The sequence below is a fragment of the Alteromonas sp. IB21 genome, assembly GCF_016405965.1.
Classification (GTDB): domain Bacteria; phylum Pseudomonadota; class Gammaproteobacteria; order Enterobacterales; family Alteromonadaceae; genus Alteromonas.
Map to the genome: position 1 here is coordinate 106,822 of NZ_JAEFCD010000013.1, position 12,104 is coordinate 118,925.

Annotated in this window: 11 protein-coding genes; 1 reads left to right on the forward strand and 10 read right to left on the reverse strand. The window is 46.5% G+C overall.

The genetic code is table 11. The features are described 5' to 3' along the window. Nucleotides 1–23 precede the first annotated feature (23 nt). The 4 genes from ompR to JC525_RS10825 form a co-directional block, all read right to left on the reverse strand. The gene (gene ompR / locus JC525_RS10810; protein WP_269822350.1) at nt 24–746 is read right to left on the reverse strand and encodes an osmolarity response regulator transcription factor OmpR; all 723 of its coding nucleotides are present in this window, start codon (nt 744–746) and stop codon (nt 24–26) included. A gap of 215 nt (nt 747–961) precedes the next feature. After that, nucleotides 962–2,092, reverse strand: coding sequence for a DUF2855 family protein (locus tag JC525_RS10815; protein WP_198815852.1), 1,131 nt, complete (start codon nt 2,090–2,092; stop codon nt 962–964). A 134-nt stretch (nt 2,093–2,226) separates the two neighbouring features. Next, nucleotides 2,227–3,132 (reverse strand): phosphoribulokinase, encoded by a 906-nt coding sequence (locus JC525_RS10820; RefSeq protein WP_198815853.1) that lies wholly within the window; start codon nt 3,130–3,132, stop codon nt 2,227–2,229. Nucleotides 3,133–3,254: 122 nt separating this feature from the next. Continuing rightward, nucleotides 3,255–4,184 carry an ion transporter gene (locus JC525_RS10825; RefSeq protein WP_198815854.1) on the reverse strand — a complete coding sequence of 310 codons (930 nt, stop codon included), beginning with the start codon at nt 4,182–4,184 and terminating at the stop codon, nt 3,255–3,257. A 164-nt stretch (nt 4,185–4,348) separates the two neighbouring features. On the opposite strand from JC525_RS10825, the gene JC525_RS10830 reads away from it, so the two are divergent. After that, nucleotides 4,349–5,110 (forward strand): sugar-binding protein, encoded by a 762-nt coding sequence (locus JC525_RS10830; protein WP_198815855.1) that lies wholly within the window; start codon nt 4,349–4,351, stop codon nt 5,108–5,110. 122 nt (nt 5,111–5,232) lie between these two features. On the opposite strand, the gene purD is transcribed toward JC525_RS10830, so the two are convergent. From purD to prmA, 6 genes are all read right to left on the reverse strand, one after another. After that, a complete protein-coding gene (gene purD, locus JC525_RS10835) occupies nt 5,233–6,525 on the reverse strand; it encodes a phosphoribosylamine--glycine ligase (protein ID WP_198815856.1) in 1,293 nt (430 codons plus the stop codon). 27 nt (nt 6,526–6,552) lie between these two features. Beyond that, nucleotides 6,553–7,368, reverse strand: coding sequence for a class I SAM-dependent methyltransferase (locus JC525_RS10840; RefSeq protein ID WP_198815857.1), 816 nt, complete (start codon nt 7,366–7,368; stop codon nt 6,553–6,555). Nucleotides 7,369–7,703: 335 nt separating this feature from the next. Further along, on the reverse strand, nt 7,704–9,302 hold the full coding sequence (purH, locus tag JC525_RS10845) for a bifunctional phosphoribosylaminoimidazolecarboxamide formyltransferase/IMP cyclohydrolase (RefSeq protein ID WP_198815858.1): 1,599 nt from the start codon (nt 9,300–9,302) through the stop codon (nt 7,704–7,706). An 81-nt stretch (nt 9,303–9,383) separates the two neighbouring features. Further along, nucleotides 9,384–9,677 (reverse strand): DNA-binding transcriptional regulator Fis, encoded by a 294-nt coding sequence (fis, locus tag JC525_RS10850; protein ID WP_012520109.1) that lies wholly within the window; start codon nt 9,675–9,677, stop codon nt 9,384–9,386. Nucleotides 9,678–9,707: 30 nt separating this feature from the next. Further along, a complete protein-coding gene (gene dusB / locus JC525_RS10855) occupies nt 9,708–10,706 on the reverse strand; it encodes a tRNA dihydrouridine synthase DusB (RefSeq protein WP_105932526.1) in 999 nt (332 codons plus the stop codon). A 346-nt stretch (nt 10,707–11,052) separates the two neighbouring features. Further along, nucleotides 11,053–11,931 (reverse strand): 50S ribosomal protein L11 methyltransferase, encoded by an 879-nt coding sequence (gene prmA, locus JC525_RS10860; protein WP_198815859.1) that lies wholly within the window; start codon nt 11,929–11,931, stop codon nt 11,053–11,055. Nucleotides 11,932–12,104 lie beyond the last annotated feature (173 nt).

Genomic DNA, 12,104 nt, shown 5'->3' on the forward strand with positions numbered 1-12,104 from the left:
ACCCGTCGTATCCGTCACAGGTACTACACTTGTTCGCCATCAGGTACGAAGACGTAGCCCAACCCCCATACGGTTTGTATATAGCGAGGGTTGGCAGGGTCTTCTTCAAGCATTCTTCGTAAGCGCGAAACCTGAACGTCAATACTGCGTTCTAACGCACTGTAGTCGCGGCCTCGCGCTAAGTTCATAAGCTTATCTCGCGACAAGGGCTCACGGGGGTGCGTAACCAGTGATTTTAATACCGCAAACTCGCCACTCGTCAGGGTTAAGGGCTTATCGCCTGCGCTCATTTCTCGGGTAGCGAGGTTGAGTTTGTAACTGCCAAATTCGATAATTTGCACGTCTTTTGAAGGCGCGCCTGGCGCTTCGCTGCTGCGTCTGCGTAATACCGCTTTCGCTCGGGCAAGCAGTTCTCGCGGGTTAAAAGGCTTAGGCAAATAGTCATCTGCACCCATTTCAAGGCCAATGATACGGTCTACTTCATCGCCTTTGGCGGTAAGCATAATAATGGGCATATCATTTTCGTGCTGGCGCAAGCGTCGACATATAGACAGACCATCTTCACCCGGCAACATGAGATCTAAAACCATCAAATGGAAATTCTCGCGTTCCAGCAATCTATCCATTTGTTCTGCGTTTGCAGCACTGCGAACTTGGTAGCCTTGCTCTAAAAGATAACGCTCTAACAGGCTGCGTAAGCGCATGTCATCATCAACAACGAGAATTTTAGAGGTTTCCTGACCCATACTCATACCTTTCGTTTTACTTTTGTTTCACTATAACCACTAGATGTGAAATACAAAAGCGAGAAAAACGTAAAAGGCCCGGTATGTTTGTTACAAATAGTGTCTAGAAAGAGAGGGGCCGATAAGTAACTCGGCCTCTGAGTAAATTACCTAAGCTTAGTACAAACCCTCAAAAACAAAGGGGGGACTATTTATGGCGTGTCAATTGAACGTCATCAATTGAACGTCACTAGGTTAAGTGCATTAGCTTGTGCTGTACCGTTGAGCGTTTCTTGATATAACTTTGCTATGGCCTCGGTGCCGCAGTGGGTTTGTTCAAAAAACTGCCCACTAACTTTCGCTGCAAAGCGCTGCCATGCAGCGGCGTATTTAGATAAAAAGGCTGCATGCCCCCATTCGCTTTGGCGCAGCTTCACGCGCGCTGGCGCAAAGAAAATCTCTGCGTTAAGCAGCTTCGGATTTGGTTTTTCCTGAGCCTTCCAGTCGGTAGCACCTATTAATGTTACGTCGCTTAAACGGTCATCAAGTTGCTTGGCTAAGTTATGAATAAGCGTACCGTTGGCAGCGAAATCAAGAAGCCAATATTCTGCATCCCTGCCAATATCGCTATTGAGCTCTGACAATTTATCATAGCTATACACGGCATCGTAGCAGCCTGAATTTTTAACCGCATCTACATTGGCTGTGGAAGTTAATCCAATTACGCGGTAACTGGCCTTACGCGAAATTTTTTGATCTTTAAGTAACTGGGCAGTACCCAACGCCGTTTTACTTGAGGCACTCGATAGGAGCAAGATTTTGTTGCCCGCTTTCTCAGCAACATAGTCGTCGAGTACAAACGACGTCATATAAAGGGGTCTGAAGTTGAGTTGCCATGCTTCACGGCTAGCGTCGTAGCCGGGGTCGGCGGTACAGCGAAGGTATTGGTCGTAAACCGGGCTAATACTTTTACGTGTTTCATGCACGTCAGAGAAACCATGCGGCGCAACTTTACCGGCTTTTATCACCCAGTGGCTTGCCATGGGCAGGTATCCAAACACTTTTTCACCTACTTCGATATCGGTATGGCGCGAGGCCTTAACCGTGGCGAAACCCCATACAGGGACTATTCCAAACCCAGTATCGCTGCTGTCATTATTATATTTAGCAGGAAAGAAGCCCCAGTAGCCCATTTTAAACCCCAGTGCCGCATAGGTAATGTTATTGGCTGAAAAACCAAAGCTGTCTGTTTCAAGCAGGACTTCATCTTGCTGTAAGTCATTGGTGTTTATATCGCAGTTAACCACTTTGGTGGTGGCGAGGTTTTGTTGGTCTACCCAAATTTGTTGGCTTTTTATTGCGGTCATAATAAGGCCTGCTGTTATTTTATTAGAAACTAGGTCGATAACACATCAATCAATTACCTAGATTGGCGCAGGGATTCAGTCATTACGACTTACTGTTTTAAATATATGCCTATAGAAGGGATGTATATTGAGCTTTATTCGTCGCTACTTAGCCAATCCATCTGATGGCCGGCTCTGCGCTTCTTATTCAAAATATCTTCAAGAAGCGGCGTTAAGATAAGCTCCATGGCTAGGCCCATTTTTCCGCCGGGTACAACCAGCGTATTGATGCGAGACATAAATGCACCGTCGATCATTTGCAGTAGGTAAGGGAAGTCTACGGTTTTCATTTCCCGTCTAAATCTTACAACCACAAAGCTTTCATCTTGAGTTGGAATTTCACGTGCGCTAAACGGGTTTGAAGTATCAACGGTAGGGACGCGCTGGAAATTAACGTGAGTTCGTGAAAACTGAGGTGTAATATAATGAAAGTAGTCATCAAGCCCGCGCACAATACTGCTCATCACTGCTTCACGAGAATGACCTCTGTCTGTGGTGTCGCGAACAATTTTTTGGATCCATTCCAAGTTCACAATAGGCACCATGCCGACAAGTAAATCTACATGTTTGGCAACGTCATTTTCTTCGGTTTTAACGCCACCATGTAACCCCTCATAAAACAACAAGTCGGTGTTCTTAGGCAAGTCTTGCCAGGGAGTAAAAGTTCCAGGCATTTGATTGAATGGCACGGCTTCATCAAACGTGTGAAGGTATTGTCTGAACTGGCCAGTACCTGAACTTCCGTATTCTCTAAACAGCGTCTCGAGTAACTCGAAGTCATTGGCTTTGGGGCCAAAGTAGCTGATATGTCTGCCTTGTTCTTGAGCCTTACGAATTTCTACTTCCATTTCTGGACGGGTAAAACGGTGGAAGCTATCACCGCCGACTACTGCAGCATTAACATTTAAGTTCCTGAATATATGGCGAATAGCATTGGTCGTGGTGGTAGTACCCGCGCCAGAAGAACCTGTTATAGCAATAATAGGGTGTTTGACAGACATAGAAATTCTTTTTGGAAATGACGGGTACTAGTTATAAGCTGATGTGCGCTAAGAATCAAGGGGGCATGATGGCTCGTGCCGCCCAGTTTTCTGTAAACACCTCTGTGTAATCTTACGTATCCTCAATCTTCTGCGCTTTTATGATGATGCTGCAATAAGCGCACAATTAACTTTGCCTCTTCTTCGTCTAAATCAAGTAGCGCTCGTACGCGTTCAAGGTGGTGCACATCGTGATCACTAAGCTTCCCGTCATCAAGGACACTGCGTACGGTGTCTTTAAAGCGATCTCTTTTCAGCTGCATTTGGGTGGTATAGCTGGAAGACAAAATGCCCGCCGGTAAGGCGTAAAAGCAAATGCCCATGATGGTAATCAGCCCGCCAAATACCTTGCCTAACGCCGTGACAGGTACCGCATCGCCATAGCCTACCGTAGTGAGTGTAACCAGCGCCCACCATAGTGAGGCGGGTATACTACTGAAGACGTCGGGCTGGGCGGTATGCTCAATATAGTAAATGCAGGTTGCCGCAATGACGGTGAACAGCAGTAGTACGCTGATTGCAGCAATAAGGCTATGAGATTCGTTGCGCAACACGGTGACAAGGGTTTGCATTGAACGGGAATAGCGGCCAATCTTTAAAATTCGAAGTACCCTAAATATCCGTAAAATGCGTAAATCAAAGGCCACGAATACGCTTAGGTAGAAAGGCAAAATCGCCATCAAATCGACCAGCGCCATTGGGCTTTTTATATAGGCCCAACGCTTTTTCCACGGTGTTGTTGCTTCGCGGGCTGGATGGTTAGGCCCTGATGCGCTGCTATATACCCGAAGCATGTATTCGATGGTGAATATAAGTACCGACACTATTTCAATAATGTGAAGTTCATGCTGCCAAACAGCAGGGATGCCCGGTACGGTCTCTAGCATCATGGCCGCTATATTTACGATAATTAACGCGATAAGAAGTGCATCAAACAACTGGCTGCGTTTTTTGTACTCATGAGCTTCGCTAGCAGGAGCGAGGATGTGGTAGCACGCGTTTCTAAATGACATATAGGCGTTGATTAGATAGAGATAAATGTCTTATACCAATTACAGCAGTAAATTGGTAATTCTTCTAATGAGAAGGGAGCCCTGCTGAGAGCTAATTCTGGCGTGCTTAATCTAAAAACGTGTTAGTTTTAATTATTAGCCATCAAATTTAAGAGCATGCTTAATTGAAAAGTACAAAATCTCTAGTAACTGCAATCGCACCGGCACTCCTCGTAGCGATGTTTGTACCCTTAGCGATAGCGAAGTCGGACAGCGTGCTTTTTATATCTACTCCGCCTCTTATTGATGGTTTAGCAACCGATGCAGCATGGGAAGGAGAAGATTGGCACGACATGACCTCACTCATGTGGGGGACTTCACCTGAGCCCAACGATTTTTCTGGTAGATATAAACTGCGTTGGAACGACAGCGCGTTGTATCTGTTGGCGGAAATACAAGATGACCACCTTTCAGATACCTATGCCAACCCACTTGAGCGTTATTGGGATGATGATTGCCTAGAAATTTTTATTGATGCAGATGCCTCTGGTGGCGATCATCTCAATAACTACAATGCGTTTGCATATCACTTGGCGCTTGATAACCAGGTCATTGATATAGGCCCAAATGAAGCAGGAGAGGCGGTACCACAACGCTACAACGACCATGTTATGAACAAATGGCAGCGAGAAGCATTGGAACCCCATAAGGTGTATTGGGAAGCGGCAGTACGTGTGTTCGATGACAGCTATCAGCATGGAAAAGATAATTTACCAGTAATCTTAAAAGAAGGCATGACGCTGGGCTTTATGCTGGCCTACTGCGACGCCGATGGCGGCGATAGAGAGCATTTTTTGGGTTCCCACGAGATTACCCCAGTGAATGGTGATAAAAACTTGGGGTATAAGGATGCGTCGGTATTTGGGAAAATTGTGTTGACTAAGTAGTGATATTTTTTGAGTAGGTAATTATTTATGCCGACTGGTATAAAGTACTTTACTCAACTGAATACAATACAAAAAAACGCGGCATTGAGCCGCGTTTTTAGTGAGGTATGTTTATGTTCTATCTATTTCGCTTGAGACTCTCTTGAAATCGCGCGGTGCGCGATATCAGTGCGGTAGTACACATCTTTAAACTGAATGTTTTTTAGCAGTTCGTAGGCTTTTTGCTGAGCTTCGGTTACGTTGTTGCCTAACGCTGTCGCGCAAAGTACGCGTCCACCTGCTGTAACAACTTCGCCATCTTGAAGTGCAGTACCAGCATGAAATACTTTACCGTCTAGTTTAGCCGCCTCGTCGAAGCCGGTAATGACGTCGCCTTTGTTGTAGCTACCTGGATAGCCGCCCGCGGCAAGCACAACACCTACCGATGCGCGCTCATCAAATTCAATGGTTTTACCTGCAAGTTCGCCTTTACAAGCAGCTTGGCAAAGCGGCACTAAGTCAGATTTTAGGCGGAGCATAATCGGCTGGGTTTCCGGGTCGCCAAAGCGGCAGTTGTACTCAATCACCTTAGGTGTGCCATCTGCCATGATCATCAGCCCAGCGTACAGGAAACCTACGTAGTCGTTGCCTTCGGCGGCCATGCCATTCACTGTTGGCATAATCACTTCTTGCATAATACGGTCGTGGATTTCTGGTGTTACAACCGGAGCCGGTGAATACGCACCCATACCACCTGTGTTTGGGCCTTTGTCGCCGTCAGCCGCACGTTTGTGGTCTTGGCTGGTGGCAAAAGGCAGTACGTTCTTACCGTCTACCATTACAATAAACGATGCTTCTTCACCGTCTAAAAACTCTTCAACAACTACGCGGCTGCCCGCTTCGCCAAACGCGTTGCCCGCTAGCATATCGCGAATAGCTTCTTCGGCTTCTTCAAGTGTCATGGCAACGATAACACCTTTACCGGCAGCTAGGCCGTCGGCTTTAACCACAATAGGTGCGCCCTTTTCGCGAACATAGGCAATCGCAGGGTCAATTTCCGTGAAGTTTTGATACTCAGCCGTAGGAATACTGTGGCGAGCCAAGAAGTCTTTGGTAAAGGCCTTCGAGCCCTCAAGCTGCGCAGCAGCTTGAGTGGGGCCAAAAATCATTAAACCCGCGTTAGTGAACGCATCTACTACACCTGCAACTAGCGGCGCTTCTGGGCCTACAATAGTAAGCGCAACATCATTGCCTTGCGCAAAAGACACCAAGCCCGCGATGTCGTTTACATCAATCGCTACGTTCTCAAGCTTTGGCTCTGTAGCGGTGCCGGCATTACCAGGTGCTACAAATACTGTTGAAACATCAGAAGACTGCGCTGCTTTAAACGCTAACGCGTGTTCGCGGCCACCGCCGCCAATTACAAGTACGTTCATTAACTGTTCCGTTTTGAGTGTTTAATATTATGATTTTGGTTTGGTGAATTTTAGCGTCATGCGATTGCTCTCGCCAATCGCCATGTATTTTCCACGGTCTTGGTCGTCTAGCGCCAAACGCGGAGGTAGCGTCCACACACCTTTCGGGTGGTCTGCTGTGTCCATTGGGTTTGCGTTTACATCGCTACTTGCTTCAAGTACAAAACCTGCTTTTTGTGCGGCAGCCACAACATAAGAACGCTTCATGTAGCCACTTTTCTTCATCGCTTCATCGTCTGCACTTTCAGGTAGCTCATGTTCCACTACGCCCAGTACGCCACCTGGCTTAAGTGCTTTAAAGAAAGCACCAAACGCGTTGTCGATGCCCTCGTCACCGTGGCGCATATACCAGTTGTGTACGTTGCGAAAGGTTAGCACCATATCAGCACTGCCAGCTTCGCCAATATCTAACGCTTTAACTGGATCAAATGCCGTAAGCTCAGCACCTTCGTATTTCATGCCCGGTTTCATTTGTTCTTTGAAACCTTCAACCGACTTTTTGTAGTAGCCGCTGGTTTCTTCATCAACATAGAAATGCGCAGCAACATACTTACCGTTTTCTTTTACAACAGAATAAAGAATGTCGGCATACCAACCACCGCCTGGAGAGATTTCAACAACGGTCATGTCTGGCTGTAGGCCAAAGAAACGCAAGGTTTGTTGCGGGTTGCGGTATTCGTCGCGCACTTTTGCGTTGTCAGAGCGGATGTCGCTCATCACGGCGTCAGAAATAGCATCAGCACTAGCATAAGTTGCTGTTACACCAAGTGTTGCGGCTAACACAAGTTGGGCTAACTTTTTCATTCTTATTTCCTTTTTCTGTCGAGGGTAGGCGAATAACATAACATTTATTGGTAACATATTTACTACAAATTACCACAGGTTAGATCAAGCCTATCAGCTAACCCTTAATTGCACTTACGCCTTAGCAGAGAAATTCGCGACTATGTCGCAACTCTGTCGCTTAGCTATAGTGTTCACTTTAGCCATGCAAATGAGATAAAACATGCGTAATAAAAGGATTAAAGGAAAACGACAAGCACGCAGTAAAGTAGCAAAATGCTACTTTACTGCGTGTTTAACTTAGTTGTTGGTTTCCCTCACTAAGCCTGCACTATAAGCTGTTGTGTAAATGCTTATTAGTGACGGAAGTGGCGCATACCCGTGAACACCATAGCAATACCGTGTTCGTCAGCTGCATCAATCACTTCTTGGTCACGCATAGAGCCGCCAGGCTGGATGACCGCTTTAATACCCGCCTCAGCAGCAGCGTCAATGCCGTCACGGAATGGGAAGAATGCGTCAGATGCCATGACAGAGCCTGCCACTTCAAGGTTCTCGTCGGCTGCTTTAATACCCGCAATCTTTGCAGAATACACGCGGCTCATTTGGCCTGCGCCTACGCCTACTGTCATGCCGTCTTTGCAGTAAACAATCGCGTTAGACTTCACGTATTTTGCGACTTTCCAGCAGAACATAAGGTCGCGTAGTTCGTCTTCGCTTGGCTTGCGCTTAGTCACAACTTCTAGGTCTTCCATTTCAACCATGCCGAAGTCGCGCTCTTGCACTAACAATCCGCCGTTTACACGTTTAAAGTCATAACCTTCAGTAAGCTGGCCTGCCCAGTCGCCACAGGCAAGAAGGCGCACGTTTTTCTTTGCGCTTACTACTTCTTTCGCTTCATCGCTTACGGTTGGTGCAATGATCACTTCTACAAATTGACGGTCAACAATTGCTTGTGCTGTCTTTGCATCAAGCTCGCGGTTAAACGCAATAATGCCGCCAAATGCTGATGTTGGGTCTGTTTTAAACGCACGATCGTAGGCACTTAGGATATCTTCGCCAATAGCTACGCCACAAGGATTAGCGTGCTTAACGATAACGCAAGCTGGCTCTTCGAATTCTTTCACGCATTCTAGCGCTGCATCGGTATCAGCGATGTTGTTGAACGACAGCTCTTTACCTTGCAGCTGAGTCGCTGTAGCAACCGACGCTTCCTGAATGTTGTTTTCAACGTAGAACGCTGCTTCTTGGTGGCTGTTTTCACCGTAGCGTAAGTCTTGCTTCTTCGTCAGCTGCATATTGAAAGTTCGCGGGAATTCACTGTGCTGGTGATCACAATCAGCTTCACAACCCGTGCTGTCTAAACGTGCACCGAAGTAGTTTGCAATCATGCCGTCGTATTCAGCGGTATGCTCAAACGCTTTAATGGCCAAGTCAAAACGCGTGTTATACGTTAGCGAGCCATTGTTGTCGTTCATTTCAGCAAGTACGCGAGAGTAGTCAGACGCATTAACCACGATAGTCACATCTTTATGGTTTTTCGCAGCAGCACGTACCATGGTTGGTCCGCCGATATCGATATTTTCAATCGCATCTTCAAGCGTGCAGTCTTCATTTGCCACGGTTGCAGCAAACGGATAGAGGTTCACAACCACTAAATCGATAGGCGCAATGTTGTTTTCTTCCATCACCGCTTCGTCAACACCACGGCGAGCAAGAATACCGCCATGAATTTTTGGATGAAGGGTTTTAACACGACCGGCCATTATTTCTGGATGACCTGTGTGATCAGAGACTTCCTTCACCGGTAAGCCAGCTTCAGCTAAAAGTTTTGCGGTACCACCTGTCGACAGAAGTTCTACGCCAGCGTTATGCAGCGCTGTCGCGAAATCAAGGATACCTGTTTTATCAGAGACACTAAGGAGAGCACGTTTAATGGGTTTTGGTGTTTGCATAAATTTTAGTTTCTAATGTTGTAGTGTTGAAACAAAAAGAGCACCGATTGGTGCTCTTTGATGGGCAAAGCCCTTGGAATCTTAGTTCATGCCGTATTGCTTTAGCTTCTTGCGAAGTGTGCCACGGTTGATGCCCATCATGATGGCCGCGCGGGTTTGATTGCCGCGAGTGTAAGTCATGACTTCTTCTAGAAGCGGCGCTTCTACTTCAGCCAGTACCATTTCGTACAGGTTGTCGATGTTTGCGTTATCCAGTTGCTTAAGGTACTTATTAACCGCTTGCTTTACAGAGTCACGCAAAGGCTTTTGCGCTTGCGTTTGTGAAGGCGTAGTTACTGTAGTAGTAAAAGGTGAAGTCACGTTTTGATCGAACATAATACTGTGTTGCTCTTAAGTTAGTCATCACTATGCTGCGGGAGAAATCTGTCGGGTTTCTCGTGTCTGCAGCGCTTGAAAATATGCATTTAGTGCATCGAGTTGCTCATTCGCATCATCGATAGCGTTAAACGTTTTACGAAACTGACGATCCGTATCGTGCTCCGCGAGATACCAGCCCACGTGCTTACGGGCAATTCTTACACCGGCTATATCACCATAAAAGTCCTGCACATTGGCTACATGCTCGTGCAAAAGCTTATACAGCTCTGACAGCGGCGGTGGTGCTAGGTTCTCGCCCGTTTCAAGATAATGTTGGATCTGTTTAAATATCCAAGGCTTACCTTGCGCGCCGCGGCCTATCATTACGCCATCTGCACCGGTGTAATTCAGCACCTCTTGTGCTTTCTCTGGGGAAGTAATGTCACCATTTGCAATAACAGGAATTGATATTGCCGCCTTTATCTGACGTATGGTGTCGTATTCTGCTTCCCCTCTATACATACAAGCTCGCGTTCTGCCGTGAACCGCAAGCGACTGTATGCCGTTTTGCTCTGCAATGCGGGCAATGTCTACCCCATTGCGATTTTCTGGGTTCCAGCCGGTACGAATTTTCAGTGTCACGGGTACGTCCACAGCATTAACTACTGCTTTAATAATCGCTTCCACTGTGTCTGGGTATTGAAGCAACGCAGAACCTGCAAGCTTCTTATTGACCTTCTTGGCAGGACAACCCATGTTGATATCGATGATTTGCGCACCGTTCTCAACATTAAATTGTGCTGCTTGAGCCATAAGCTCAGGATCAGCCCCAGCAATCTGTACAGAGCGAATGCCTTCTTCACCCTCATGGTTCATGCGCGCTTGTGATTTTGCTGTATTCCAAACTTTCGGATTACTCGAAAGCATCTCAGAAACAACAAGACCAGCGCCCAAGCGCTTACAGAGTTGACGAAACGGTCTGTCTGTTACGCCAGCCATGGGGGCTAACATCAAATTGTTTTCTAACTCGTAAGGTCCAATTCGCATCGTAAAATGTATAGCTCGCCATCTAAAACTGCACAGAAATTATACACCCGGCTAAAACGGGGCGCTAAGTGTACGTGTTTTCGCAATGCTTGAAAAGGCTAAAAATCACACAAAATTTCACTTCCTGGTATTGACAGTGAAAAAAAACTGTCACATTAGTAAGCTAGCACTATTTTTTAGCGCAATTATTGTACGAAAGTCTTACAGGCCCCGTATTAAAAGGGCTGTATTGTGAAAAAATTTAACAATTATTTAGAGGGGCTACCTGTTGAGTGCGCGTTTCTTCATCTGCTTAGTGCACTAGGCAAGCAGAATTTTTGCATTCCCAGTCGATTAATTCGTCGCCCTAGCGTTTTTTACCAGACACTCTTGCCCACTCACCATCAATGGCGCTTAGTTCAAGTTCTATGTCTTTCGAATAAGCCTCTTCTATTCGAGTGACTTGTTCAGCAAGAATGCCGGAAAGGACTAACAAACCGTCTGATTTGCAGTAGCCTGTGATAACGCTTTGAAGTTCTAATAAAGGGCCTGACAATATATTCGCCATTACCACGTCAGCTTCAAGTTCAGGTTGATCTTCAGGAAGATACACATCTAGGCGGTCTTCAACACCATTGCGACGCGCATTTTCTTTTGTCGCTTGAAGTGCTTGCGGATCGATATCAATACCGATAACACGCGTAGCGCCAAGCTTTAATGCAGCCAACGCTAAAATTCCCGAACCACAGCCAAAATCGACGACTGTTTTGCCGGTCATATCTATGCCGTCTAGCCAGCGTAAACATAGCGCAGTGGTTGGGTGGGTTCCTGTTCCGAAGGCAAGACCCGGATCTAGCATCACATTAACGGCGTTAGGATCTGGAACATCGCGCCAGCTTGGGCAAATCCACAATCGCTCGCCAAACTGCATAGGATGAAAGTTGTCCATCCACTCCCGCTCCCAGTCTTTGTCTTCAAGAGGCTCAAGCTTGTATTTAAAATTTTCCCCCAACACCTTAGCTTTACCTAACCGCTTTAAAATGCTTTTCATATCAGCATCAGCCTCAAATAAGCCGACAACCTGTGTATCGGGCCACAGCAGTACCTCACCAGGTTTCGGTTCGTACATGGGAGTATCTTTCGCATCAACATATGTCACGGCCTGTGAGCCGTTAGCGGTAAGCATATCGCCAATGGATTCAGCGTGTTCAGAAGATGTGTCGATTCGAAGTTGTAGCCAAGCCATATTTATCATTCGTTGTGGTCTTTGTACGTATTGTACCTTTCGTTGGCGTGAAACAAAATGAAGACGAACGAAAAGCCATAGTATTAAACCTTGTGAGTTTGAATGTTACCGCCTTACTTTGACCCGTCCTAAGATAGGTTGACAGTTTTTAGGCCAGCTCCAGTAGCTGGCCT